This window comes from Arthrobacter sp. NPDC092385, assembly GCF_044755105.1.
Lineage (GTDB): Bacteria > Actinomycetota > Actinomycetes > Actinomycetales > Micrococcaceae > Arthrobacter_D.
In genome coordinates this window covers 98518-123953 of record NZ_JBIVQL010000002.1, presented here as the reverse complement: position 1 = coordinate 123953, position 25436 = coordinate 98518, and the positions used below count along the sequence as shown (strand labels likewise).

Sequence of the window (25436 nt, the reverse complement as noted above, 5' to 3'; positions counted from 1 at the left end):
TTTCCGTGCTCCAACGAAAAGGTCCAACACCCCATGAGCAACCCCCACCCGCGTCCCGTCCGGACGCACGCCGCGCCGGGAGGTGCGCACTGATGGCCTGGTACATCGTCCGACGCTTCCTGCAGCTCATCCCGGTCTTCCTCGGCGCCACGCTGCTGGTGTACTTCCTCGTCTTCAGCCTTCCGGGTGACGCCACTGCCGCGATCTGCGGTGAGCGGGGCTGCACCCCCGCCGTCGTCGCCGGCCTGCGCGAGCAGTACAACCTCGACCAGCCCTTCTGGATCCAGTACCTGCTGTACCTCAAGGGCGTGCTGACGTTCGATCTCGGCACGAACTTCTCCGGCCGCCCCATCGCGACCATCATTGCCGAGGTCTTCCCGACCACCGCGAAGCTCGCCGTCATGGCCCTGGTCATCGAGGCCGTCTTCGGGATCGTCTTCGGTCTCATCGCCGGCCTGCGCAAGGGCAGGATCTTCGACTCGTCGGTCCTCGTCCTGTCGCTGATCGTGATCGCGGTGCCCATCTTCGTCCTCGGCTTCCTGATGCAGTTCCTGATCGGCGTCAAGCTGCAGTGGACCAACCCGACCGTGAGCGGCGACGCCACGTTCACGGAGCTCCTCCTGCCGGCCGTGGTCCTCGGGCTCGTGTCCTTCGCCTACGTGCTGCGCCTGACGCGCACGAGCATCATCGAGAACGTCAACGCCGACTACGTGCGCACGGCCACGGCCAAGGGCCTCAGCCGCCGTCGCGTCGTCGTCGTGCATGTCCTGCGCAATTCCCTGATCCCCGTCGTGACGTTCCTCGGAGCGGACCTCGGCGCCCTCATGGGCGGCGCGATCGTGACCGAGGGCATCTTCAACGTCAACGGCGTGGGCAACACCCTCTACCGTGCCGTGCTGAACGGTGACGGACCGATGGTCGTCTCGATCGTCACGTTCCTGATCCTCATCTTCTGCCTCGCGAACCTGCTGGTGGATCTCCTGTACGCGTGGCTGGACCCAAGGATTCGATATGCCTGAACCACTTTCCCCCCTCGACGCGGCCGCCCCCCGGGAGGCTCCCGTTCCGGCAGCACGCACCAAGACGTCCGCGTACCCGATCGAGCACTTCGTCGCCGACCCCGACGAGACGCCGGTGCGGGCCACGGACAGCGCCGTGTCCGACGCCGCGCCCCGCAGCCTCTGGAGCGAGGCGTGGCGCAGCCTGCGGAAGCAGCCGCTGTTCATCATCAGCGCCATCCTGATCCTCGCGGTCATCTTCGTGGCACTGTTCCCCGGTCTCTTCACGAACGAGCCGCCGAACGAGAACTGCCTGCTCGAGAACTCGGACGGCGGCCCGGCTCCCGGGCACCCCCTGGGCTTCACGGTGCAGGGCTGCGACATCCTCTCCCGCGTGGTCCACGGCACGCAGTCCTCCCTGACCGTCGGCCTGTTCGCCACCCTCGGCGTCGTCCTCATCGGCGGCCTGATCGGTGCGCTCGCCGGGTTCTTCGGCGGCTGGGTGGACGCGGTGCTCGCCCGCGTGGGTGACATCTTCTTCGCCCTGCCGCTGATCCTCGGGGCGATCGTCGTCGTGCAGCTCCCGGTCTTCCAGCAGAACCGCAACGTGTGGACGCTCGTCGTCATCCTCGTGGCGTTCGGCTGGCCGCAGATCGCCCGCATCACGCGCGCAGCGGTCATCGAGGTTCGCAACGCGGACTTCGTCACGGCAGCGCGCTCACTCGGCGTCTCGCCCCTGGGCGCCCTGGTCAAGCACGTCATCCCGAACGCGCTCGCGCCGGTGATCGTCATCGCGACGATCTCGCTCGGCACGTTCATCGTCGCGGAGTCGACGCTGTCGTTCCTCGGCATCGGACTCCCGCCGGATGTCATGTCCTGGGGGAACGACATCTTCTCGGCGAAGCCGTCGCTGCGCAGCAACCCCATGGCCATCTTCTGGCCGGGCCTCGCGCTGTCGATCACCGTTCTGAGCTTCATCATGCTGGGCGACGCCCTGCGTGACGCTCTCGATCCGAAGGCACGCAAACGATGAGCCACAGCACTGGAAACGAGAAGGGCGGCCGCCGCGCCGCCCGCACCGCAACGGTGGCGGATACCTCGGCGTCGGGAGGCGTCCGGCCGCTGCTCGAGCTCCGGGACCTCGCCATCACGTTCTCGACGTCGAACGGGGACGTCCCGGCGGTGCGCAACGCGCACCTGACCGTGATGCCCGGCGAGACGGTCGCGATCGTGGGGGAGTCGGGCTCCGGGAAGTCCACGACGGCGCTGGCCGCCATCGGCCTCCTGCCCGCCAACGGCAGGGTCTCGAACGGCAGCATCATCTTCGACGGCGAGGACATCACCTCTGCCTCGGAGAAGCGGATCATCGAACTCCGCGGCTCCTCGATCGGCATGGTGCCGCAGGATCCGATGTCCAACCTGAACCCCGTGTGGAAGATCGGGTTCCAGGTGAAGGAGACCCTCCGCGCCAATGGCCTGCCGAGCGGTCCCCAGGACGTCGCGAAGGTGCTCTCGGAGGCGGGGCTGCCCGACGCCGCATCCCGCGCCAACCAGTACCCGCACGAGTTCTCCGGCGGTATGCGCCAGCGTGCCCTGATCGCCATCGGCCTGTCCTGCCGGCCGCGCCTGCTCATCGCCGATGAGCCGACGTCGGCCCTTGATGTCACCGTGCAGCGGCAGATCCTGGACCACCTCGACACCATGACGGAGGAGCTCGGCACGGCCGTGCTGCTCATCACGCACGATCTCGGCCTCGCCGCCGAGCGCGCGCACAAGGTGATCGTCATGTACAAGGGACAGGTCGTGGAGGCCGGCCCGGCCCTCGAGCTCCTGACGAACCCGCGCCACCCGTACACGCAGAAGCTCGTGGCATCGGCACCCTCGATCGCGTCGCGCCGCATCGAGTCGGCGAAGAAGGCCGGCATCGAGACGGAGGACCTGCTCGCTCCCGCAGCGCCGAAGGGCGCCTCGCTGGACAGGGTCATCGAGGTCGAGGACCTGACGAAGGTCTTCAAGATCCGCGGTAGCTGGGGCAAGTCGACCGATTTCACCGCGGTCGACAAGGTCTCCTTCTCGATCGCGCGCGGCACCACCACCGCCGTCGTCGGCGAGTCCGGCTCGGGAAAGTCGACCGTGGCGAAGATGGTGCTCGGACTGGAGGGCGCGACGTCGGGCAGCATCCGCTTCGACGGCGTGGACATCACCACGCTCGGACGCAAGGAGATGTTCGACTTCCGCCGCCGCGTCCAGCCGATCTTCCAGGATCCCTACGGCTCGCTGGACCCGATGTACAACATCTACCGGACCATCGAGGAGCCCCTCCGTGTCCACGGGGTGGGCGACGCGAAGAGCCGGGAGAAGAAGGTCCGGGAGCTCCTGGACCAGGTGGCACTGCCGTCCGCGATGATGCAGCGCTTCCCCAACGAGCTCTCCGGCGGGCAGCGCCAGCGCGTGGCCATCGCCCGCGCACTGGCACTCGACCCGGAGGTCGTCATCTGCGACGAGGCCGTCTCGGCGCTCGACGTGCTGGTGCAGGCCCAGATCCTGAACCTGCTCGCGGACCTGCAGTCGGACCTCGGCCTGAGCTACCTGTTCATCACGCACGACCTCGCGGTGGTCCGCCAGATCGCCGACCACGTGGCCGTGATGGAGAAGGGCAGGCTCGTGGAGCAGGGCACCACCGACGAGGTGTTCGAGAACCCGAAGACCGCGTACACGCAGGCACTGCTCGCAGCGATCCCCGGCGCGGGACTCGTACTGCCTCCCGAGGTCGCGTAGCGGCAGGACCCGCGGCGCGCACACCGCGCGGATCGGCGGAACGACGGCGGCGACCCCTCGGAGGGACCGCCGCCGTTGTGCGCCCACAGCTGATTCGGGCCGTCCTTGACACCGTCCATTAGGTCTGTTTTTGTCCAGCGCCTAGACTGGTAAGAGGGCGTGCACTGCAGCCGCCGTCAATTTTCCCGCAGTAGATACTGAATTGAGTCATTACGCATGTCTGAAACCACAGGCAACACCGCTGTCCGCAGCGATCTCCGCAACGTAGCCATCGTGGCTCACGTTGACCACGGAAAAACCACCCTGGTCGACGCCATGCTGAAGCAGACCAACTCGTTCGCTGCGCATGGCGACGTCGCCGACCGCGTCATGGACTCGGGCGACCTCGAGCGCGAGAAGGGCATCACCATCCTCGCGAAGAACACCACGGTGTTCTACGACGGCCCCGCGGCCAAGGGCGAGACCATCACCATCAACGTCATCGACACCCCGGGCCACGCCGACTTCGGTGGCGAGGTGGAGCGCGGCCTGTCCATGGTCGACGGCGTCGTCCTCCTCGTCGACGCGTCCGAGGGGCCCCTGCCCCAGACCCGCTTCGTGCTCCGCAAGGCCCTCGCCGCCAAGCTCCCCGTCATCCTGCTGGTCAACAAGACCGACCGCCCCGACTCCCGCATCGAGGAGGTCGTCAGCGAGTCGATGGACCTCCTCCTCGGCCTCGCCTCGGACCTCGCCGACGAGGTCCCCGACCTCGACCTCGACCTGATCCTGAACGTGCCCGTCGTCTACGCCGCAGCGCGTGTCGGTGCCGCGTCGATCGAGCAGCCGGCCGACGGCACCGTGCCGACGAACGACAACCTGGAACCGCTGTTCCAGACGATCGTCGACCACATCCCGGCGCCCCGGTACAACCCGGACGGCGTGCTGCAGGCACACGTCACCAACCTCGACGCCTCGCCGTTCCTCGGCCGCCTCGCGCTGCTGCGCATCTTCAACGGCACGCTCCGCAAGGGCCAGACCGTCGCCTGGGCCCGCCAGAACGGTGAACTCAAGACCGTCAAGATCACCGAGCTGCTCGCCACCAAGGCACTCGACCGCGTACCCACCGATTCCGCCGGTCCCGGCGAGATCGTGGCCGTCGCCGGCATCGAGGGCATCACCATCGGCGAGACGCTCACCGACGTCGACAACCCCCAGCCGCTGCCGCTGATCACCGTCGACGATCCCGCCATCTCGGTGACGATCGGTATCAACACCTCGCCGCTGGCCGGCAAGGTCAAGGGCGCCAAGGTCACCGCGCGCCAGGTCAAGGACCGCCTCGACAAGGAGCTCATCGGCAACGTGTCGCTCCGCGTCCTGCCCACCGCGCGCCCCGACGCGTGGGAGGTCCAGGGCCGTGGAGAGCTCGCGCTGGCCATCCTCGTCGAGCAGATGCGCCGCGAAGGCTTCGAACTCACGGTCGGCAAGCCCCAGGTGGTCACCAAGACCATCGACGGCAAGATCCACGAGCCGATGGAGCACATGACCATCGACGTCCCCGAGGAGTACCTCGGCGGCGTCACGCAGCTCATGGCCGCCCGCAAGGGACGCATGACCAACATGGCCAACCACGGCACGGGCTGGGTCCGCATGGAGTTCATCGTCCCCGCGCGAGGCCTCATCGGGTTCCGTACGCGCTTCCTCACCGACACCCGCGGTGCCGGCATCGCGGCGTCGATCTCCGAGGGCTACGAGCCGTGGGCCGGCGACATCGAGTACCGCACCAACGGTTCGATGATCGCCGACCGCGCCGGAGTCGTCACCCCGTTCGCGATGATCAACCTCCAGGAGCGCGGCTCCTTCTTCGTGCAGCCCACCTCCGAGGTGTACGAGGGCATGATCGTCGGCGAGAACTCGCGCGCCGACGACATGGAGGTCAACATCACGAAGGAGAAGAAGCTCACCAACATGCGAGCGGCCTCGTCCGACACCTTCGAGAACCTGACCCCGCCGCGCAACCTCACGCTGGAGGAGTCCCTCGAGTTCGCCCGCGAGGACGAGTGCGTGGAGGTCACCCCGGAGAGCATCCGCATCCGCAAGGTCATCCTCGACGCCAACGAGCGCATGCGCGCATCGCGTTCACGCGCCCGCGCATAACGCCAGCAGCACGTGGCACACGACGACGCCGGCACCTCCCCAGCAGGGGCGGGCCGGCGTTCGGCGTCCGGGGGCCATGACGCCGGCGGCCGCAGCCTTCGACCGGGCGTGCGGGCGCCGGCGGCCCGGCTGCCGCGGACCGTTGCCTCCGGACCGGCCGACGATGCCGGACCGGCCGACGACGCCGGATCGCCGGCAGGGCCTGCAGCGGCTCCGGGCAGCGGGCGCGGTCGGCCCGTCGCGGCGACCGCACCGCGGCGGCCCGTGGCTGTGGTCGGGGCAGTAGGGGCCGGCATCGCGGCGGGGGTGTTCGGAACGCTGCTCCACGCGCACCTCGTCGTCGTCGCCGGCACGGCCCTTCCCGCGGGTGCCCTGGCAGCTCTCGTCCTCGCCGGCAGCCTCTTCCTGCTCTGCGGGCTCTGGGCGCGGAACATCGTCATGACGGCGGTCGCGGGAGGTGTGGCCTACAGTGTGGTGGCCCTGCTCTCGACGTCGTCGAAGACGCTGATCCTCACAGGCTCGTCGGAGGCCGCGCCGGGCACGGCCCTGGCAGGCAATCTCTGGCTCTTCGGGGTGCTCGTGGTGACGCTCGCCGCGGTGGTGGCCGGGGCCGTCGTCCTGAGGCCTGCGCGGCGCCGATAGCACTCGGGCCGCCCTCCTCGGCAGCAGTCAGTCGGCCGCGCGGTCCAGGTGGTGCGCGAGCATGATCGAGGTGGCGGTGCCGTCCTCGTCCGGACCGCGTCGGGCGTAGTCCTCGAGGACCTCCCGGATGCGCTCCATCATCTCGGCGCGGTGCTCGTCGTTGAGCCGTACCCCGAGGCGCCAGACGTCGATCTCCGAGGGCTGCAGCCCGTCGATCTCCTGCAGGAACGTCTCGATCAGGACGGGCGCGGAGTTGGGGATGCGGCTGTGCCAGGACAGCCCGGTGGCACGGTAGGGGATCTCCTTCGCCCCGCGGTTGCCCGTCCGCGCGTCGTCGGCGGCGAGGAAGCCCGTGGAGAGCAGGGTGCGCACATGGTGCAGGGCGGTGGCGGGATTGAGGTCCAGCGTCTCCGCGATCTCCTTGTTGGTCCGGGGCCTGTGCAGGCACAGCCGGAGGATGCGGAGCCTGACGGGGGAGCTGAGCGCCCGGCCGCGGGCCTGGAGGTCCTCGTCTGTTTCCATGCCCCGATTCTACGGGAGACGACCCTATCGATTGACAGGTCCCAATCACTGTTACGCCCCGCGACGGGGGCGCGTCGTCCCTGCCTAGCGGCGCGGCGCGCGGCGGGGCGGAGCGGGCGGGACGGGTTTCGCGGCCGTGATATCGGCGAGGAGCACGACGTCGTCGCCCTTGCGCGTACGGATGGTGCAGGTGACCCGGTCGAGCGCCACCAGGTCGCCCAGCGAGTCCGTGAAACCGTCGTCGAGCCGGCGCCTCACCACCACCCTCGTGTCCAGGGGGAGTGATGCGAGAAGGGCCGCCGGAGTCTGCACCCGTCAAGGGTAGGCTCTTCCCCCGGCCGGTGGGGCGGTGACCGGACCCGGGCCGGTGGTCCTGCCGCCGCGGGCCGTTGCGTTAAGCTGGAAACCGCACCGAGGGTGCGGCAGTCGACCCGGTTCCACAGAAAGGCGTGGGAAGTGACCTACGTAATCGCGCAGCCATGCGTGGATGTCAAGGACAAGGCCTGTATCGAGGAGTGCCCTGTCGACTGCATCTATGAGGGCGAGCGGTCGCTCTACATCCAGCCCGACGAGTGCGTCGACTGCGGCGCGTGCGAACCCGTGTGTCCCGTCGAGGCCATCTACTACGAGGACGACACCCCCGAGCAGTGGGCCGAGTACTACAAGGCGAACGTCGAGTTCTTCGACGACCTCGGCTCGCCCGGCGGCGCGGCGAAGGTCGGCAACACGGGCTTCGACCATCCGATCATCGCGGCCCTCCCGCCCCAGAACCAGCCTGCATAGGTGGCGGCCGGGGAGCCGAAGCCTTTCGGCCTGCACCTGCCCGACTACCCGTGGGACGCCATGGCGCCCTACCAGGACATCGCGTCCAGGCATGCCGACGGCGTCGTCAACCTGTCCATCGGCACGCCCGTCGATCCGACGCCGCAGCTGATCAGGTCCGCCCTCGCCGCGGCGTCCGACGCGCACGGCTACCCGACCACGCACGGCACGGTGGCCCTGCGCGAGGCGATCAGCTCCTGGTTCGCGCGCCGCCGGGGAGTACCCGGGCTCGATCCCCTGGACATCCTGCCCACCGTGGGGTCCAAGGAGCTCGTCGCCTGGCTCCCCCTTCTGCTCGGACTGGGCGCGGGCGACGTCGTCGTCCGCCCCACCGTCGCCTACCCGACGTACGACATCGGCGCGCACCTCGCCGGCGCGACGCCGGTGCCCGCCGATTCCCTCGCCGAGCTTCCCGAGGATGTCCGGTCCCGTGTCCGCCTCGTGTGGATCAACTCGCCGGGCAATCCCACAGGTGGGGTGCTCGACGTCGACGGACTGCGGGCCATCGTCGACGACGCCCGCTCGCTCGGAGCCGTCGTGGCGTCCGACGAGTGCTACGGCGAGCTCGGCTGGGGCCGGTGGGACCCCGCCGAGGGCGGCGAGCCCGTGCCGAGCGTCCTGGATCCGCGGGTCTGCGGCGATTTGCACGAACTCCTCCTCGCGGTCTACTCGCTGAGCAAGCAGTCCAACCTCGCCGGGTACCGGGCGGCCTTCACGGCAGGGGATCCCGCCATCATCGCCAACCTCGTCAACTCGCGGAAGCACGCCGGCATGATCGTGCCCTACCCGGTGCAGGAGGCGATGCGGGTCGCGCTCGGCGACGACGCGCACGTGGCCGGGCAGAAGGACCTGTACCGCCGTCGTCGTGCGGTGCTCGTCCCCGCGCTCGAGGCCGCCGGCTTCACCATCAGCGGCTCGGAAGCCGGACTCTATCTCTGGGCGTCGAACGGGAAACCCACCTGGGAGACCATCGGCTGGCTCGCGGGTCTCGGGATCCTCGCCGGCCCCGGGACCTTCTACGGCGAGGCCGGTGAGGGCTTCATCCGCGTGGCGCTCACGGGCAGCGACGAGAGGATCGAGGCGGCGGCGGACCGCCTCGCCGCGGCGGTCCACTGACCTGCAGGCCCTGTTGCCGTTCCACGACGAAGGACAGCAGGATTAGTGCTCAGGGCTCGCTGACGGTAGCGTTTCAGCTGAATGTGCTTACGCAGGGGTGACGTGTGTCCTCCTGCGGGGCGATGATTTGTGGCGACGACCTCGCTCCAGCTCCTGAAGGAGAATCAATGACCGAGCAGAATGCTGCTTCCCTGCACTACGACGGCGGGGAACTCAGCCTGCCGCTGGTGCCCGCTGTCGAAGGCAACAACGGCTACGACGTGTCGAAACTGCTGAAGCAGACAGGCCAGGTGACCTTCGACCCCGGCTTCATGAACACCGCGGCCACCAGCTCCGCGATCACCTACATCGACGGCGACGCCGGGATCCTGCGCTACCGCGGGTACCCCATCGAGGAACTCGCGAAGAACTCCAGCTTCCTCGAGGTCTCCTACCTCCTCATCTACGGCAACCTGCCCACGCCCGAGGAACTGAGCGGCTTCGACGGCCGGATCCGCCGCCACACCCTGCTGCACGAGGAGCTCAAGGGCTTCTTCGGCGGCTTCCCCCGCGACGCGCACCCCATGCCGGTGCTGTCCTCGGCCGTCTCGGCGCTGTCCACGTTCTACCAGGACTCGCTGGATCCGTTCGACGACGAGCAGGTGGAGCTCTCCACGTTCCGCCTCATGGCGAAACTGCCCGTGATCGCGGCCTACGCGCACAAGAAGTCCATCGGCCAGCCCATGCTGTACCCGGACAACTCCATGAACCTCGTGGAGAACTTCCTGCGGCTGTCCTTCGGCCTCCCCGCCGAGCCCTACGACCTCGATCCGATGATGGTCAAGGCCCTCGACCTGCTGCTCATCCTGCACGCGGACCACGAGCAGAACTGCTCGACGTCGACCGTCCGGCTCGTCGGCAGCTCGAACGCCAACATGTTCGCGTCCGTCTCCGCAGGGATCAACGCGCTCTTCGGGCCCCTGCACGGTGGCGCCAACGAGGCCGTGCTGAACATGCTGCGCGACATCAAGGCCAAGGGCATGCAGCCCGAGGACTTCATGGAGAAGGTCAAGAAGAAGGAAGACGGCGTGAAGCTCATGGGCTTCGGGCACCGCGTCTACAAGAACTACGATCCGCGCGCGAAGATCGTCAAGGCCACGGCCCATGACATCCTCAACAAGCTCGGCGGCAACGACGAACTGCTGGACATCGCCATGCGGCTCGAGGAGAAGGCCCTCGCCGACGACTACTTCATCGAGCGGAAGCTGTACCCGAACGTGGACTTCTACACGGGCCTGATCTACAAGGCCATGGGCTTCCCCGAGAAGATGTTCACCGTGCTCTTCGCGATCGGACGCCTTCCCGGCTGGATCGCGCAGTGGCGCGAGATGATGCAGGATCCGCAGACCAAGATCGGCCGTCCGCGCCAGCTCTACACGGGTGAGGGCGAACGCCACTACCCGGCGAACTGATCGCCCCGCGTCCCCGCACGCGCCCGGTACGGGAACGGCCGCCCACCTGATGGTGGGCGGCCGTCGCCGTTCCGGGGACCGGAGGGGCTCACTCTCCCGGGGCGGTCGCGTAGCCCTGAGGGTTGTTCTTCTGCCAGCGCCAGTGGTCCTCGCACATCTCGGCCAGGGTCCGCGTCGCGGACCAGCCGAGGTCGGCGAGGGCCGACGACGGATCGGCGTAGCTGACCGCGGCGTCGCCCGGCCGCCGCGGGGCGAACTCGTACGGGATGTCCCGGCCGACCGCCGCGGAGAACGCCGCGAGGACCTCCAGCACCGACGAGCCGTTGCCCGTGCCGAGGTTCCAGGTGTGCACGCCGCCGCGGGCCACGAGATAGTCCAGCGCTGCGAGGTGTCCCGCCGCCAGGTCGACGACGTGGATGTAGTCGCGGACGCCCGTGCCGTCCGGCGTGGGGTAGTCGTTCCCGAACACCATCACCTTCTCGCGCCGGCCCACGGCGACCTGCGCCACGAAGGGCAGCAGGTTGTTCGGGACACCGGTGGGGTCCTCGCCGATGGTACCCGAGGCGTGCGCGCCGACCGGGTTGAAGTAGCGCAGCAACGCGATGCTCCAGCGCCGGTCGGCCGCGCCGAGGTCGGTCAGGATGTCCTCGATCTGCTCCTTGGTGCGCCCGTACGGGTTCACGGCATCCAGTGGGAGCTTCTCGGTGAGGGGAACTTCCTCGGACGCACCGTACACCGTGGCGGAGGAGCTGAAGACCAGGGTGCGCACGCCCGCGTCGTCCATGACCCGCAGGAGGTTCAGCGTGCCGCCCACGTTGTTGTGGTAGTAGTACAGCGGCTTCTCCACCGACTCGCCCACGGCCTTCAGGCCCGCGAAGTGGATGACGGCGTCGACGTCCTCCTCGGCGAAGATCGCCCGCAGGCGTGGCTCGTCGAGGAGGTCCGCCTGGTGGAACGTGGGCGCTCGGCCGGCGAGTGTCGCCACCCGCTCGAGCGAGGTCACGGTCGAGTTCAGCAGGTTGTCGACGACGACGACGTCGTGGCCGTGTTCGAGCAGGGTCAGGACGGTGTGCGAGCCGATGTAGCCGCTGCCACCGGTAACGAGTATCTTCACGTTTCCATCCTAGGTGTACCGACCTGACAGGTTGGGAACGTGGCCCGCCGGTGGGTGTCCTCGGCCGGGGTGACAACGAGCACCGGCTGCCGCGGGCCCCCGTTCCCCGGGGTCCTGCGGCAGCCGGCCCGTGCTGCTCCGTGCTGCTCCGCGACGCTCCTCGTGCCCTCAGAGCGGCGGAGCTCCCACGGTGTCGTACATGGCGTAGTCGTCGGTGGTGACGGTGCCGTTGCTGAACAGGCTCAGCCCGAAACTCACGGCTGTCGCCCCCGCAGGCAGTGGTGGCGTGGTGAAGCTCGCCTGGGTGTAGGCGCCCGCGGCGGGCAGCCACGGTCCGGAGGTCCAGTACACCCAGTTGCCGGCCGCGTCGCGGTAGTACAGGGCGAACTGGGTGACGGCGGTGGAGGTGTACCAGGCGCGCACCGAGTAGGTGTGGCCTGCCACCGCCCGTGGCGCGCACGTTCCGGTGTCCAGTGAGGGAAGCAGCTTCGCATCACCGTTGGAGTAGCCGGTGATGGTCACCTTCTGGGCTTTCGTGCCCGTACGCGCTGTCGCGACGGTGCTGTAGGCCGCGGTGTTGGTGCCGAACCCGGCGGGCTGCCAGCACTGCGGGTAAGCGCCCGTCCCGGCGGTCTCGAGCCCGGGGTTCTGCACCAGGTTCGTCCCGGCCGCCGGGGGTGGTGGAACCGGTACGTTGGCGACGTCGAACAACTCGTAGTCGTCCGTCGTCAGGGTGCCGTTGCTGAACAGGTTGAGTCCGAAGCTGATGCCGTTCGCGCCGGCCGGCAGCGGCGGCGTCGTCCAGGTCGCCTTCTGGTAGGTGCCGGACGGCGCGAACCAGGGGCTCGAGGTCCAGTACTTCCATGAGCCCAGGCCCGTGCGGTAGTAGAGCGCGAACTGGGTGTTGCCGGTGGACTTGTACCAGGCACCCAGGTTGTAGGTGTGCCCGGCAGTGGCCGTGGGGGAGCAGCCTCCGAGATCGAGCGCGGGAATGAGTTTGGCGTCTCCGTTCGCATATCCGCTCACCGTCAGCTGTTGCGCCCTGGAGCCGGTGCGGCCGGGGCCGACCACCGAGAATGCCGCGGTGTTGGTGCCGTAGCTCGCCGCGTTCCAGCACTGCGGCAGACCGTTTGTGAGGGTTTCGAGGCTCGGGTTCTTCACGAGGTTACCGCTGGTGGGCTGAGGGGGTGCGGCAGGCCCGGACACGATCGGCTTGACGGTGCCGCCGATGACCTGGTCGACGGTCTTGACTGTCGTCGTCGCGGGCCGGGTCTTCAGCCAGGCGGCGAACTGGTCGAACAGCGCCGGTGTGATGGCCAGTGGATCGGTGCCCGCCGGCCCGAAACGGTGGAAGGTGAGCTGGACCCAGCCGCCCCCGGGCTCGGCCTGGGTGACGGTCCTCTGCAGGTCCGCCAGGGTCCAGGTGGTGTCCACCTGGTCCGGAGCTGCGGTGTTGTAGGGATTTACCGGGGGGATGGTCTCGGCCAGGCGGCAGCCCGCGCAGCTGAACCGCGTCTGGACGTCGCCGAGCCCGCGGGCACTGTTGAACCCACAGTTCCTCACGGTCGTCTCGAGGGCTGCCGTGCTGGAGGCGAACGGGTAGGCGAAACTCGTGATCCGGAAGCCCATGCCGGTGAGGTTGGCGCGGTCGTTGCAGACCTGCCGCGTCGCCTCGTCCGCGGGCAGTGCGGCCAGATCGGGGTGCGTCACGGTGTGGCTGCCGATCTCGTGGCCGGCAGTGGCCAGTCCCCTGACATCGGCCTGGGACATGTACCCCGGGCTGTCGATGTACCCGGAGGGGATGTAGAAGGTCCCCTTGAGGCCGCGGCTGTTCAGGATCTGGACTGCCGGCAGCTGGTCCGCGTTGCCGTCGTCGAATGTCAGGGACACGACGGTGGGATTGACTGCCTGCGCCGCCGGAGCGGTGAGGCCCGCACCGGCCACACCCATGGCCAGGGCCAGCAGGGCCGCCGCCGCTCGGGAAGCCCACCGGCCCCGCCTCGAGGAGCTGGACGCCCGTTCACGGACTGGCTGGACGGTTGCTGACGAAGGTCTCATGGCATACGGCTCTTTTCCGAACTGGGGCACCTCGGGCTCACGCCGTCCCGGGACCCTTGGAAGGTTGCGCAATCCTCTACGGGCCTGCAACCGCTCCGAACAATGCCGCCTCCTGAGACCCCTTCGTCGACCATCGTCCGTGCGACGCGAGATGACTCACTTTACGACTCGCCCCCATCGGCGCAATGAATGGCAGTTACCCGTTCTTCGCCGGGCACCACTCGGCTCCGGTGCCGGCGGCCCGAGGTGTCCCGGTCCTGCTGGGTCCCGAGCCGGCCGAGCCGGGCAGGAGCGTACACGACTCGGAGCGGGAGCAGCCCGCCGGTCGGGAATCCGTGCCGGAGGCTCTGGAGCGCTCCGGATCCGGGGTCTACCCTAGGAGCAGCCCGACTTGTCCGAAGGAGGCCGATGCCCTACACCGACTCCGAATACAGCGCCTATTTCACGGTGGACACCTCCGAAGTGCTGCTCGTGGCGCTCTACCTCAGGGACTTCGCCGGGCTGCAGGGGGTGGGCCGGCCCGCTCTGCCGCCCGTCATCCCGCCCGTGCGGAGCGTCGGGTCCCGACGCCTGGCCGCACCGGCCGGCGGGGCGGTGCTGCGCGTGGAATGGGAGGCGTGGTGGCACAGCCTCCTCGCGCACCGGATCAGTGACGCCGCAATGCCCGTGCCGCCGGACTTCGAGGCCCTCGACGGAATGGAAGCCCTCAAGGCGCTGCTGCGGGCGCGCTACGGTGCTGCGAGGGAGTGGGCGGAGGAGCGGTGCGCCGAGTACGCGCTGCACGCCGGCTCCCGCGGCGCCGAGAGCATGGAGTACCTGCTGGCCCGCATCGTCCAGGAGCGCGAACTCGAGTTGGGCCGGTCGGCGCGGCGGTTCGCGCTACAGGTCATCGAGCTGCCGCTCGGTGTGCACCGCGCATGGTGGGTGGAGCCGGATAAGCTCCTCATGTGCCAGGAGCTGTTCGCGGACGAGCATTCCTTCCGCAGCTACGTGGAGCCGGTCGTCAGGATGCTGGCCTGACCGCGCGATGCAGCGCGCTGGAGCGCCGCCGTCAGGGAGTTGCTCCCGCCACCGTGACGGTGAGCCTGTCCGGAGCCGTCGTCGCCGGCGTCCAGCCGCCGTCGGCCCTGTCCCAGGCGAGGCCCGAGTAGGAGACCGAGGTGATGTGCAGGGCGGATGCGTTCGCCACGGCCCACTGGGCGGTCGCCCAGCCGGTGGCACCGGAGGCATCCATGCTCAGGCGCGTGCCGTCCACCGCGCCCCCGAGGGGTCCGAAGACCTCCTCCACGGCGGCGGAGACGGCCAGTGCGTCACCGGAGCCGGCGGGTTCGCGGAGGGTGCAGTCGAGGGCCGCAGGGGAGTTGCCCGTCAGCGCCGAGGCGAAGGCACGCCCCTCCGGCTCGTGGTCGGCGTAGGCCTCCGGGTAAGCCGATCGCTGCACCGTCTGCGCCGCCTCGGTGATGGGCAGCGTCTCGTATCCCGGCACCCGGACGAGGGCGTCGTAGAACGCGCCCGTCGCATAGAGCGGCGTCATGACCTGCTCCTCGGTGCCCCAGCCCTGCGAGGGCCTCTGCTGGAACAGGCCGCGGGAGTCCGGCCCGGCGTCGTCCCCGTAGTCGATGTTCTCGAGCCTCGACTCCTGGATGGCCGTCGCGATGGCGATGGACGCGGCGCGGGCGGGAAGCCCCCGGCTGACGGCGACCCCGGCGATCAGGGCCGCGTTCCCGGTCTGCACCGGTGTGAGCTCGAAGGTGTCCGCGCCCACGGTGGCGCTGCAGCGTTCACGGACGAGGATCTCGCCGTCGTTCAGTTGCTCGACCGCGACGGCACCGCCGACGACGACGGCCACGAGCGCCGTGAGCAAGGCGCCGGCCCGGACCCGGCGCCTGCGGCGACGGACGGCGGCGGAGGGAGGCCGCGGCGACATGCGCTAGTTCGCGTGGAGGGCCGGATTCAGGGCGATGCCCTGCCCGGTGCGGGGGCGCGCCTCGACGGCTCCCGTGGTGGAGTTGCGGAGGAAGAGGATGCCGGGCTCTCCCGAGAGGTCCTTCGCCTTGACGAGCGTCCCGTCCTGCAGGGTCACCTTGGTGCCTGCGGTGAGGTAGAGGCCGGCCTCGACGACGCAGTCGTCCCCGAGGGAGATGCCGACGCCGGACTCCGCGCCGAGGAGGCACCGCTCGCCGATGGTGATGCGCTCCTTCCCGCCTCCCGAGAGGGTGCCCATGATCGAAGCGCCGCCGCCCACGTCCGAGCCGTCCCCGACGACCACACCCGCGGAGATACGGCCCTCGACCATCGAATGACCGAGCGTGCCCGCGTTGAAGTTCACGAAGCCCTCGTGCATCACCGTGGTGCCGTCGGCAAGGTGCGCCCCCAGCCGCACACGGTCCGCGTCGGCGATGCGCACGCCTGCCGGGACCACGTAGTCCACCATCCGGGGGAACTTGTCGACGCCGTACACGGCCACGGGACCCCGGGCCCGAAGTGCCGCGCGGACCGCCTCGAAGCCCTGCACGGAAGCGGGGCCGTGGTTCGTCCACACCACGTTCGCGAGGAGCCCGAACATGCCGTCGAGGTTGATGGTGTTGGGCTGCACGAGCCGGTGGGAGAGCAGGTGGAGCCTCAGGTAGGCGTCCTCGGTGCCGGCAGGGGCGTCATCGAGGTCCACGACGGTGTCGACGACGCGCTGCGTGACCTTCCGGGCGTTGTCCACGCCCGACTGCGCCAGGGCCTCCAGCGTGTCCCGCAGATCGGCGGCCGCGCCGTCGTCCTCCCCGAGCCAGGGAGCGGGGAACCAGGTGTCCAGGACGGTGCCGTCCGCGGCCACCGTGGCAAGGCCGATGCCGCCGGCCGACCGCTGGGAGGCGACGGGCAGGGATGAGCTGGGCGTGGGAGGAGTCATGGGCAGCAGTCTACCGAGGGTTAGTGTTGCAGCATGATCCAGACACCCTCCGCGGAGCTCGACCCGACCTGCGACGTCGCCCACCTGACCGCCCGGCTCATCGACCTCGAGAGCGTGTCCGGGAACGAGGCCGGGATCGCCGATGCCATAGAGCATGCGCTGCGGCAGCTGGACCACCTCGAGGTGGTCCGCGACGGGGACTGCGTCATGGCGCGCACCCGGTTCGGGAGGGCCGAGCGGGTCATCCTCGCCGGGCACATCGACACCGTGCCGCTTCCGGCTGCGCCCGGGTCGAGGGGAACCGTGCCGTCCTCCTGGGAGGGTGAGGTCCTGTTCGGCAGGGGAGCCACCGACATGAAGGGCGGGGTGGCGGTGCAGCTGGCGATCGCGGCGGCCCTCAGGGAGCCGACGAGGGACATCACGTTCATCTTCTACGACCATGAGGAGGTCGAGGCGTCGCTGAGCGGCCTCGGGCGTGCAGCGGCATCCCACCCCGAGTGGCTGCAGGCCGACTTCGCCGTGCTCCTGGAACCCACCGACGGGACGGTGGAGGGCGGCTGCAACGGCACGGCCCGCTTCGAGGTGCGGGTCGCCGGGAAGGCAGCCCACTCCGCGCGCGCCTGGAGGGGCGTCAACGCCATCCACGGCGCCGCGGAGATCCTGGTGCGGCTGCGCGACCATGAGCCGGCGACAATCCACGTGGACGGCCTCGACTACCGCGAGAGCCTGAACGCCGTGAGGATCACGGGCGGGACGGCGGGCAACGTGATCCCCGACAGCGCGGTCATCGAGGTCAACTACCGCTTCGCGCCGGACAAGACCCCCGAGCAGGCCGAGGAGTACGTTCGGGCCCTGCTCGAAGGCTTCTCCGTCACGCGCACCGACGTTGCCGCGGGGGCACGGCCCGGCCTGCAGCACCCGGCCGCCGCCGCGTTCGTCGCGGCGGTCGGCGCGGAGCCGAAGCCGAAGTACGGCTGGACGGACGTCGCACGCTTCAGCGCCCTCGGAGTGCCCGCGGTCAACTTCGGACCAGGCGACGCGCTCCTGGCCCACACCGACGACGAGCACGTGCATGCCGACGCCGTCCGAGCCTGCCTCCGGGCCCTGGTGACCTGGCTGTCCTGACCTGGCTGTCCTGACTGCACCGGTCCGCACGACGACGAAGGGCCCAGCCTGCGCCGGGCCCTTCGTCGTCGTGCTCCCCGGGATTCCTCCCGGGGTTGTTCGCCGGTCGGATCAGGTGGATGCCGGGTCCAGGGCGATGACGTCCTTCGCCGCGGGCCTGCGTCCCTTCGTCCGAAAGCTCAGGAGGACGGAGAGGCGGGTCGCAAGGGTGGAGAGGGCGAAGTTGATGAGGATGAAGATCGCCGCGGCGACGAACAGCGACGGGATCACATTGCCCTCGCCGACCCCGAGCCGCCGGGTGAACTGCAGCAGTTCGGGGTAGGTGATGATGAAGCCCAGCGCCGAGTCCTTGAGGATGACCACGAACTGGCTGATGAGGGCAGGGAGCATGGCGATCAGTGCCTGCGGCACCTCGATGCTGCGCAGCGACTGGTTCCTCGTGAGCCCGATCGCCATCCCGGCCTCACGCTGCCCCTTGGGCAGGCCGTACACGCCGGACCGGACGAGTTCGGCGATGACGGACCCGTTGTAGAGGGTGAGCGCCAGGACCACCGCGATGAGCGGAGCATCCTGCGGCTTGACCGCCCCGGAGCTGCCGAGTGCCAGCCAGAAGAAGATCATCATGAGCAGCACCGGCACGGCGCGGAGGAACTCGACGACGATCCCTGCGATCCAGCGGATCGGGGCGATGTGCGAGAGCCTGCCCACTCCGAAGATCAGCCCGAAGAGCACCGAGGTGACGATGGCGATGCCCGCGGCCTTCAGCGTGTTGAGCAGGCCGGGCAGGATGAAGAACTCCCACGTCCGGGACTCGAGGAACGGCGCCCACATGCTTCCTGCGAGCTGTCCCTTGTCGGCCAGGGCGGAGATGACCCAGGCGAGGATGCCGAGGACCACCAGCACGCCGACGATGTTGCCGATCAGGATGTTCCTGCGAGCACGGGGTCCGGGTGCGTCGAAGAGGACCTGCTGAACGCTCATCGGGCCACCGCCAGTTTCCGTGAGGCCCAGGTGGTCAGGAGCCCGATGGGGATCACCAGGATCACGAAGCCCAGGGCGAAGGTGAGGAAGATCGGGATGACCAGGTCCGAGCGGAACTCGATCATGGTCTTCATGAGGCTCGACGATTCGGCTGCCACGGAACCGGCTGCGGCGACGGTCGAGTTCTTGATGAGCGCTATCAGCACGTTGCCGAGCGGGGCAACGGCCCCACGGAAGGCCTGCGGCAGGATGATGAGGCGTGCTGCCGGCAGGAAGCTCAGGCCGATGGCGCGCGCGGCCTCGGCCTGGCCCAGCGGAACCGTGTTGACCCCGCTTCGGATGGCCTCGCACACGAAGGCGGCGTGGTACAGGGCGAGCCCGACGATCGCGATCCGGAACAGGCTCACGTCCAGTTCGGACGCAAGGCTGATCTGCATGACGGAGAACAGCCCGAGGAAACCGAACGCGAGGATGATCGTCAGCGGCGTGTTGCGGAAGATGTTGACGTAGGCCGCGCCGAACCACTGCAGGCTCGGGATGGGGGAGATGCGGAACAGGGCGAGCACGGTGCCGATGGCCAGTGCCCAGATGGCTGCCCAGAACGACAGCTGGATGTTGACCCAGAATGCGGCGGGCACGTCGTAGGTCTCGAACAGCGACAGGTAGTTCTCCACGGTTCACCTCTTTCCTGGTGGGGAACATGGCATTGGTGGGGCAGCCCGTGCGGACTGCCCCACCAATGGGAGCGATGCTAGGCGCAGGGCGCCGGGGTCGGCGGGTTCAGCTCTGCGTTGAAGGTGTAGTCGGCACCCTCGGTGTTGCTGGTGATCGCCTCTTCCCAGGCGCCGTCCTCGATCATCTTGGTGATGGCCGCGTTGACCTCCTCGCAGCGCTCGGTGCTGCCCTTCGGCAGGCCGACGCCGTAGTTCTCCTCGGAGAACGTGTTGCCGACGACCTTGAACTTGCCGGCATTCGCCTCCTGTGCGGCGAGGCCGGCGAGGATGATGTCGTCGGTGGTGACGGCGTCGATCTGGCCGCCGCCCATCGCCGTGACGCACTCTGCGTAGCCCGGCTGCTCGACGAGCTGGACGCCCGGGTACTGGTCCTTGATCTTCTGCGCCGAGGTGGAGCCGGTGACCGAGCAGAGATTCTTGCCCTCGAGGTCCTCGGGACCGGCGATGTCGCTGTCCGTGGGCACCAGGAGGTCCTGGCCCGCCACGAAGTACGGACCGGCGAAGTCGACGGTCTCCTTGCGGGTGTCGGTGATCGAGTAGGTCGCGAAGATCATGTCCACCTGGTTGTTGGACAGCAGGTTCTCACGGTTGGCCGACGGGGCTTCAGTGAAGTCGATCTGGTCCTCGCCGTATCCCAGTTCGCCCGCCACATACTTGGCCACGTCGACGTCGAAGCCGGAGTAGGATCCGCCCTCGTCGTAGCCGAGGCCCGGCTGGTCGAACTTGATGCCGATGCGGATGCGCTCGCCCCCGCCCTCGCCGCCGGACTCTCCCTCGGCGCTGTCGCCGCCACCACAGGCGGACAGGGTCAGTGCGGCCACCGCAGCCACCGCGGCTACCGCGTATCGGGTCTTCTGCATTGGTTCTCCTAGCGTTGCGGCCCTACGAGGGCCTCGGGGTGATGAGTGGGGGTCAGTGCGAGAGGATCTTGCCCAGGAAGTCCTTGGCGCGGTCGCTCTTGGGATTCGTGAAGAATTCCTCGGGGGTGGCCTGCTCCATGATCTGTCCGTCCGCCATGAAGATCACGCGGTCCGCGGCCCGGCGGGCGAAGCCCATCTCGTGGGTCACCACGATCATGGTCATGCCCTCCTTGGCGAGGGACACCATGGCGTCGAGCACCTCGTTGATCATCTCCGGGTCGAGGGCCGACGTGGGCTCGTCGAAGAGCATGACCTTGGGCTTCATGGCGAGGGCGCGGGCGATGGCCACGCGCTGCTGCTGGCCTCCGGACAGCTGGGCCGGGAGCTTCTGGGCCTGGTTGTCCACGCCGACGCGCTTGAGCAGGGACATCGCCAGTTCCTTGGCTTCGCCGGCCTTCATGCCCTTGACCTTCATGGGGCCCAGCGTGACGTTCTCGAGGATGGACTTGTGCGCGAACAGGTTGAAGGACTGGAAGACCATGCCGACGTCGGCACGCAGTTTCGCGAGCGCCTTGCCCTCGGCGGGAAGCACCTTGCCGTCGATGGTGATCTCACCGTCGTCGATCGTCTCGAGCCGGTTGATCGCCCGGCAGAGGGTCGACTTCCCCGAGCCGGAGGGCCCGATCACGACGACGACCTCGCCGCGGGCGATGTCCAGGTCGATGTCCCGGAGGACGTGCAGCTCCCCGAAATGCTTGTTGACGTTCCTGAGGGAGACGAGGGGGCTTCCCGAGGACGTGGGGCCAGTCCGTTGCGGTGCACTTGTCATGGGAGAAATCTAGCGAACTATTCCCCGCCAGCAATACACAGGAGTGGAATGGGGATGATCGTTCTTCAAAAGCAACCAAAAGTCCCCGCGGCATCGGGCCGTTGGTTAGCCTAGGAAAATGTCTTCATCCCAGCACCCCGCGGCCAGCGACGACGCACGGCCCTCCGCCGTCCACGACGAGGACTCCGGTCCGCTCTCGGGCCGGCTTCCGGGTGCCGGCGGGAGCGGGACGAACGGCACCCGCACGCACGGCACCGCGGAGGGGAAGGCGGCACGGCGCAAGGGCTCGGTGGAGTTGAGGCGCGGGCAGGCGGCCGTGCCCCAGTCGGACAACATGCTCCTCGACGCGGACGATTCCGGGGGCTTCACCCGGACCGACCCGTGGCGGGTGCTGCGCATCCAGAGCGAGTTCGTCGAGGGATTCGGAACGCTCGCGGATCTCGGTCCGGCCATCAGCGTGTTCGGTTCCGCGCGCACCACCCGGAACTCGTCGTTCTACTCCATCGGCGAGGAGGTGGGCCGGCGCCTCGTCGCATCGGGGTTTGCGGTGATCACCGGGGGCGGCCCCGGCGCCATGGAGGCCGCCAACAAGGGAGCGGTCGAGGCGGGAGGGACGTCCGTGGGGCTCGGCATCGAACTGCCGTTCGAACAGGGCATGAACGAGTGGGTGGACCTCGGCATCAACTTCCGGTACTTCTTCGCCCGCAAGACGATGTTCGTCAAGTACGCGAGCGGTTTCGTGGTGCTCCCGGGTGGGTTCGGGACCCTCGACGAGCTGTTCGAGGCCATGACGCTCGTCCAGACGGGGAAGGTCACGTCCTTCCCGATCGTGCTCATCGGCGTCGACTACTGGCGCCCGCTCCTCGACTGGGTCGAGGGCACGCTGCTCGTCGAGGGCACCATCTCCGAGAAGGACCTCTCGCTGCTGCAGCTCGTGGACACCGCGGAGGAGGCCGTGCGCATCGTCGCGGCATCCGCAGGGCACGAACACCACTCCTGAGGCTTGCTCCCGGGTGTCTCTGGCACCATTGCGATGTGACTATCTTCCTGGTGATCCTCGCCATCCTGCTGGTAGGAGGAACCGCCGTCCTCGCATCGGGGCGCCCGCTGCCGGCGCCGCTCCGACGTCTCGGCGCCGGTTCCCGCACAGGTCCCGCGGCCGGTTCCGCGATCCGTCCTGGCGGTGACGACGGCGGGAGGTACGCTCCCGCAGGACGCGACGGGCTGGGCCTTGTGCAGCCGGTGGCGTCACTGCCGCCCGTCCTCCTCCCGGAGGCTCCCTCTGCCCAGGATGTCGACGCCGTCCGTTTCGGGCTCGGCCTGCGCGGTTACCGCATGGACCAGGTGGACGAGGTCCTGGACCGGCTCGCAGCCGCCATCGAGGATCGTGACGCCGTGATCAGGGATCTGCGCTCGCAGCTCGCGGACCGGGACCGGGTGCGATGAGTGGTGCCGTCCCGGGTTCGGACGGCCGGCTGCGCTGCGGCTGGGCGGTCTCGAGCGCGGAGTACGAGCGCTACCACGACGACGAGTGGGGTCGTCCGGTTCACGGCGAGTCAGCACTGTTCGAGAGGTTGAGCCTCGAAGCGTTTCAGTCGGGACTGAGCTGGATCACCATCCTGCGGAAGCGCGAGGCCTTCCGCCGCGCCTTCGCCGGTTTCGATCCCGCCGTCGTGGCGGACTTCGGTCCGCAGGACACGGAGCGGCTCCTGGGCGACGCCGGGATCGTCCGGAACCGGCAGAAGATCGAGGCGACGATCGCCAATGCCCGGGCGCTGCTGGCACTGCCGGACGGCACGACCCTCGCCGGCCTCCTCGAGGGCCATCGCCCCGAACCCCGTCCTGCACCGGCGGCCCTGGCGGACGTGCCGGCGATCACGCCCGAGAGCACGGCCCTGGCCCGCGAGCTCAAGGCCCTCGGGTTCCGCTTCGTGGGCCCGACGACGGCCTACGCCATGCTGCAGGCCACGGGCTATGTCGACGACCACCTCAGGGACTGCTGGGTCAGATCAAGGCACGGCCACGAAGGAGCCTCCGCCGCGGGTCCGGATGCAGCCACCCCGTGAGCGGAACGAGCAGGGCGGGGACCCGCGGGCCGGCGCTGCTGCCGGCGCACTGGTCCGTCCAGGTGCTGGCGGTCTTCGTCCTCGGGCGCCTCGTGTCCACCGTGATCCTCCTGGTCGCCGCAGCGCGCCAGGACTCCAGCCCGTGGTCCGGACCGGCTCCCGGGTACGGCACGTTCATCAATTACTGGGACAGCGGCTGGTACGAGCGCATCTTCAGGGAGGGCTACCCCTCCGTACTGCCCCGGGACGCCCGGGGTGCCGTCAGCCACAACCAGTGGGCGTTCTACCCCCTCTTCCCGGGGCTCGTCCGGGGCCTCCATGCCGTCACCGGCCTCGGCTGGGGTGTCCTCGCACCCCTCGTGGCCGTCGCGGCCGCCTCGGCCGCCTCGCTCGTCGTCTACAGGCTGTTCCGGCTCCGGTCCGGGCACGGCACCGCCCTCACGGGAGTCGCCGTCGTCTCCCTCGCTCCCGTCTCCGCGATCCTCCAGGTGCCCTATGCGGAGTCGCTGCACCTGCTGCTCCTCGCCTCGGCCCTCTATCTCGTGGCGGTCGGCCGGTACTACGCCGCGATGCCCGTCGTCGCGCTCATGTGCCTGGCACGTCCGGCCGGGGTGCCCTTCGCCGTCATGGTGGGCATCCTGTTCCTCCATGCCCTCCGGGTGGCGTGCCGCCCGGAGACCGACCCGGCCCGCCGGGCGCAGGCGGCGCAGCAGGTGCTCCCCCTCTTCCTGCTCGGAGCGGTCTCGGCCCTCGCCGCGGTGGCCTGGCCCCTCATCGCGTGGGCGGTCACGGGGCGGCGCGACGCCTACGTGGCCACGGAGACCGCGTGGCGCGGGGAGGCCCTGGCTCCGTTCACGCCATGGTTCGAGGCCCCCGCCGCCGTCGTGGGCCCGGCCGCCGCCGCATTGGTCGTCGCGGCCCTGCTGCTGGGCACGGCCGGGCTCTTCCTCGCCCCGGCGGTGCGGTCGATCGGGCTGGTCCTCGGCGCCTGGTGCGCCGCGTACCTGCTGTACCTCGCGGCATTCTGGGACCCGCAGTCGAGCACGTGGCGCATCCTGCTGCCGCTCTTCCCCCTGGCCCTGGCGGTCGCGACCCTCCGCGGGCGGCTCATCCTCTGGGTGCTCCTGCCGGTGTCGGTGATGCTCCAGTTCCTCTGGGTGGACTGGCTGTGGGGCTGGACGCCGACGGGGCCGGACGGGGATTATCCACCCTGAGTGTGATCCACGCCGCACCGGAATTAGCAGGTGCAGGCCTTGTGCTGAATAATGAAGGAGATGACGTGCACCGCCGGGCCCTCCATCGGGCCGCCGGGACGGAGCACCGTTTACTGTCGCGCTGCCGCTGATCGCGGTCGCGCCCTGTCGAAAGGGACACTCCTATGGCTGCCATGAAACCGCGTACCGGCGACGGACCGATGGAAGTCACCAAGGAAGGGCGCAGCCTCATCATGCGGGTGCCGATCGACGGCGGCGGACGCCTCGTCGTGGAACTCAACGCGGAAGAGGCGGGCAAGCTCAAGGACTGCCTGCTCACCGTCACGGGCTAGCCCGCACTGCTCCCGGGCGCTGCGGCGGATGCCGCAGCGCCCGGGAGCAGGCCCCGAGTACGGTCAGGCGCGCTGCTTGACCGCGAGGAGGAGCCCTGTGCCGGTCGGCAGGAGTGCGGACACGAGGGACTCGTTCTCACGGACCATCCTGCCGACCTGGCGCAGCGTGTTCGTCGACTGCTCGCGTACCGCCGGCTCCGCGACACGGTCCTGATCGAGCGCGTCGTTGACGATCAGGATGCCGCCGTCCTTGAGCAGTCGCGTGGCCTGCTCGACGTAGACGGGGAGGCCGGCCTTGTCCGCGTCGATGAAGACCAGGTCGTACGCCCTGTCCGTGAGGCGCGGCAGCACATCCGCCGCGCGGCCGGAGATGGTGCGCGTGCGGTTCGAGGGGATCCCGGCTTCCGAGTAGGCCTCGCGGGCTGCACGCAGGTGGTCCACGTCCGAGTCGATCGTCGTCAGCACCGCGTTCCGGCCGAGGCCCCGCAGCAGGCACACGCCGGACACGCCGGCGCCCGCGCCCACCTCGACGGCGGTGGTGGCCTTGGACGCGGCTGCGAGCACCGTGAGGGCGGCGCCGACCGCGGGAGTCACCGGGGCCACGCCCAGCTCGTGGGAGCGGTCGCGTGCCCTGAGCAGGATGTCGTCCTCGTCGGGGAGCCCTTCGGTGTAGGACCAGCTGCTGTGTTTGTCGGCGGCCATGGACGTCCGTTCTGTGGTTCGCGGGAAGTTCCGGGGAAATGCGGGGTGTCGGGAGGC

At 69.2% G+C, this 25436-nt stretch carries 26 protein-coding genes; 15 read left to right on the top strand and 11 right to left on the bottom strand.

The window, feature by feature from the left end; genetic code table 11:
- Nucleotides 1-92 precede the first annotated feature (92 nt).
- The 5 genes from ACIQCY_RS03660 (at nucleotide 93) to ACIQCY_RS03640 (ending at nucleotide 6551) form a co-directional block, all read left to right on the top strand.
- Nucleotides 93-1019 (top strand): ABC transporter permease, encoded by a 927-nt coding sequence (locus tag ACIQCY_RS03660; protein ID WP_400482535.1) that lies wholly within the window; start codon nucleotides 93-95, stop codon nucleotides 1017-1019.
- The gene (locus ACIQCY_RS03655) at nucleotides 1012-2031 is read left to right on the top strand and encodes an ABC transporter permease (protein WP_400482534.1); all 1020 of its coding nucleotides are present in this window, start codon (nucleotides 1012-1014) and stop codon (nucleotides 2029-2031) included. The genes ACIQCY_RS03660 and ACIQCY_RS03655 overlap by 8 nt, the downstream gene beginning before the upstream one ends.
- Entirely contained in the window at nucleotides 2028-3776 is a 1749-nt protein-coding gene (locus ACIQCY_RS03650) for an ABC transporter ATP-binding protein (protein ID WP_400482533.1), read from the top strand. The genes ACIQCY_RS03655 and ACIQCY_RS03650 overlap by 4 nt, the downstream gene beginning before the upstream one ends.
- A gap of 216 nt (nucleotides 3777-3992) precedes the next feature.
- Complete coding sequence (typA, locus tag ACIQCY_RS03645) at nucleotides 3993-5909, top strand: translational GTPase TypA (protein WP_400482532.1); 1917 nt, start codon at nucleotides 3993-3995, stop codon at nucleotides 5907-5909.
- A gap of 12 nt (nucleotides 5910-5921) precedes the next feature.
- Nucleotides 5922-6551 carry a hypothetical protein gene (locus tag ACIQCY_RS03640; RefSeq protein WP_400482531.1) on the top strand — a complete coding sequence of 210 codons (630 nt, stop codon included), beginning with the start codon at nucleotides 5922-5924 and terminating at the stop codon, nucleotides 6549-6551.
- 27 nt (nucleotides 6552-6578) lie between these two features.
- On the opposite strand, the gene ACIQCY_RS03635 is transcribed toward ACIQCY_RS03640, so the two are convergent.
- Together ACIQCY_RS03635 and ACIQCY_RS03630 are read right to left on the bottom strand one after the other, a co-directional pair.
- Nucleotides 6579-7073 (bottom strand): ArsR/SmtB family transcription factor, encoded by a 495-nt coding sequence (locus ACIQCY_RS03635; RefSeq protein ID WP_400482530.1) that lies wholly within the window; start codon nucleotides 7071-7073, stop codon nucleotides 6579-6581.
- An 84-nt stretch (nucleotides 7074-7157) separates the two neighbouring features.
- On the bottom strand, nucleotides 7158-7385 hold the full coding sequence (locus ACIQCY_RS03630; protein WP_400482529.1) for a hypothetical protein: 228 nt from the start codon (nucleotides 7383-7385) through the stop codon (nucleotides 7158-7160).
- 144 nt (nucleotides 7386-7529) lie between these two features.
- On the opposite strand from ACIQCY_RS03630, the gene fdxA reads away from it, so the two are divergent.
- From fdxA to ACIQCY_RS03615, 3 genes are all read left to right on the top strand, one after another.
- A complete protein-coding gene (gene fdxA, locus ACIQCY_RS03625; RefSeq protein ID WP_105032768.1) occupies nucleotides 7530-7856 on the top strand; it encodes a ferredoxin in 327 nt (108 codons plus the stop codon).
- Nucleotides 7857-9011: a succinyldiaminopimelate transaminase gene (gene dapC, locus ACIQCY_RS03620; protein WP_400482528.1), complete on the top strand. Its 1155-nt coding sequence runs from the start codon at nucleotides 7857-7859 to the stop codon at nucleotides 9009-9011.
- Nucleotides 9012-9178: 167 nt separating this feature from the next.
- Entirely contained in the window at nucleotides 9179-10462 is a 1284-nt protein-coding gene (locus ACIQCY_RS03615; RefSeq protein WP_400482527.1) for a citrate synthase, read from the top strand.
- 88 nt (nucleotides 10463-10550) lie between these two features.
- Here ACIQCY_RS03615 and galE read toward each other — a convergent pair whose 3' ends face one another.
- Complete coding sequence (gene galE / locus ACIQCY_RS03610) at nucleotides 10551-11576, bottom strand: UDP-glucose 4-epimerase GalE (protein WP_400482526.1); 1026 nt, start codon at nucleotides 11574-11576, stop codon at nucleotides 10551-10553.
- A gap of 168 nt (nucleotides 11577-11744) precedes the next feature.
- Complete coding sequence (locus tag ACIQCY_RS03605; protein ID WP_400482525.1) at nucleotides 11745-13634, bottom strand: polysaccharide deacetylase family protein; 1890 nt, start codon at nucleotides 13632-13634, stop codon at nucleotides 11745-11747.
- 408 nt (nucleotides 13635-14042) lie between these two features.
- Here ACIQCY_RS03605 and ACIQCY_RS03600 point away from each other — a divergent pair, with 408 nt between their 5' ends.
- Complete coding sequence (locus tag ACIQCY_RS03600) at nucleotides 14043-14654, top strand: hypothetical protein (protein WP_400482524.1); 612 nt, start codon at nucleotides 14043-14045, stop codon at nucleotides 14652-14654.
- A 31-nt stretch (nucleotides 14655-14685) separates the two neighbouring features.
- On the opposite strand, the gene ACIQCY_RS03595 is transcribed toward ACIQCY_RS03600, so the two are convergent.
- Nucleotides 14686-15561 (bottom strand): hypothetical protein, encoded by an 876-nt coding sequence (locus tag ACIQCY_RS03595; RefSeq protein WP_400482523.1) that lies wholly within the window; start codon nucleotides 15559-15561, stop codon nucleotides 14686-14688.
- Between the two features lie 3 nt (nucleotides 15562-15564).
- Nucleotides 15565-16536 (bottom strand): 2,3,4,5-tetrahydropyridine-2,6-dicarboxylate N-succinyltransferase, encoded by a 972-nt coding sequence (gene dapD / locus ACIQCY_RS03590; RefSeq protein ID WP_400482522.1) that lies wholly within the window; start codon nucleotides 16534-16536, stop codon nucleotides 15565-15567.
- Nucleotides 16537-16569: 33 nt separating this feature from the next.
- Here dapD and dapE point away from each other — a divergent pair, with 33 nt between their 5' ends.
- Nucleotides 16570-17661 carry a succinyl-diaminopimelate desuccinylase gene (gene dapE / locus ACIQCY_RS03585; RefSeq protein WP_400482521.1) on the top strand — a complete coding sequence of 364 codons (1092 nt, stop codon included), beginning with the start codon at nucleotides 16570-16572 and terminating at the stop codon, nucleotides 17659-17661.
- A gap of 111 nt (nucleotides 17662-17772) precedes the next feature.
- Here the strand turns inward: dapE and ACIQCY_RS03580 are convergent, their stop codons facing one another.
- The 4 genes from ACIQCY_RS03580 to ACIQCY_RS03565 form a co-directional block, all read right to left on the bottom strand.
- Nucleotides 17773-18642: an amino acid ABC transporter permease gene (locus ACIQCY_RS03580; protein ID WP_400482520.1), complete on the bottom strand. Its 870-nt coding sequence runs from the start codon at nucleotides 18640-18642 to the stop codon at nucleotides 17773-17775.
- The gene (locus ACIQCY_RS03575; protein ID WP_400482519.1) at nucleotides 18639-19316 is read right to left on the bottom strand and encodes an amino acid ABC transporter permease; all 678 of its coding nucleotides are present in this window, start codon (nucleotides 19314-19316) and stop codon (nucleotides 18639-18641) included. Before ACIQCY_RS03575 ends, ACIQCY_RS03580 begins: the two co-directional genes overlap by 4 nt.
- A gap of 77 nt (nucleotides 19317-19393) precedes the next feature.
- Nucleotides 19394-20236, bottom strand: coding sequence for a glutamate ABC transporter substrate-binding protein (locus ACIQCY_RS03570; RefSeq protein WP_400482518.1), 843 nt, complete (start codon nucleotides 20234-20236; stop codon nucleotides 19394-19396).
- A 52-nt stretch (nucleotides 20237-20288) separates the two neighbouring features.
- Nucleotides 20289-21065 carry an amino acid ABC transporter ATP-binding protein gene (locus ACIQCY_RS03565; protein ID WP_400482517.1) on the bottom strand — a complete coding sequence of 259 codons (777 nt, stop codon included), beginning with the start codon at nucleotides 21063-21065 and terminating at the stop codon, nucleotides 20289-20291.
- Nucleotides 21066-21183: 118 nt separating this feature from the next.
- Between ACIQCY_RS03565 and ACIQCY_RS03560 the strand changes: the two genes are divergently transcribed.
- The 5 genes from ACIQCY_RS03560 (at nucleotide 21184) to ACIQCY_RS03540 (ending at nucleotide 24677) form a co-directional block, all read left to right on the top strand.
- Nucleotides 21184-22065, top strand: coding sequence for a TIGR00730 family Rossman fold protein (locus ACIQCY_RS03560; RefSeq protein ID WP_400482516.1), 882 nt, complete (start codon nucleotides 21184-21186; stop codon nucleotides 22063-22065).
- A 35-nt stretch (nucleotides 22066-22100) separates the two neighbouring features.
- On the top strand, nucleotides 22101-22511 hold the full coding sequence (locus ACIQCY_RS03555; protein WP_400482515.1) for a DivIVA domain-containing protein: 411 nt from the start codon (nucleotides 22101-22103) through the stop codon (nucleotides 22509-22511).
- Nucleotides 22508-23131, top strand: coding sequence for a DNA-3-methyladenine glycosylase I (locus ACIQCY_RS03550; protein ID WP_400482514.1), 624 nt, complete (start codon nucleotides 22508-22510; stop codon nucleotides 23129-23131). The genes ACIQCY_RS03555 and ACIQCY_RS03550 overlap by 4 nt, the downstream gene beginning before the upstream one ends.
- Nucleotides 23128-24345, top strand: a complete 1218-nt coding sequence (locus tag ACIQCY_RS03545; RefSeq protein ID WP_400482513.1) for a hypothetical protein — start codon at nucleotides 23128-23130, stop codon at nucleotides 24343-24345. The genes ACIQCY_RS03550 and ACIQCY_RS03545 overlap by 4 nt, the downstream gene beginning before the upstream one ends.
- A gap of 164 nt (nucleotides 24346-24509) precedes the next feature.
- Nucleotides 24510-24677 carry a DUF3117 domain-containing protein gene (locus tag ACIQCY_RS03540; protein WP_081737717.1) on the top strand — a complete coding sequence of 56 codons (168 nt, stop codon included), beginning with the start codon at nucleotides 24510-24512 and terminating at the stop codon, nucleotides 24675-24677.
- A 63-nt stretch (nucleotides 24678-24740) separates the two neighbouring features.
- On the opposite strand, the gene ACIQCY_RS03535 is transcribed toward ACIQCY_RS03540, so the two are convergent.
- Nucleotides 24741-25379, bottom strand: a complete 639-nt coding sequence (locus tag ACIQCY_RS03535) for an O-methyltransferase (protein ID WP_400482512.1) — start codon at nucleotides 25377-25379, stop codon at nucleotides 24741-24743.
- Nucleotides 25380-25436: the final 57 nt, after the last annotated feature.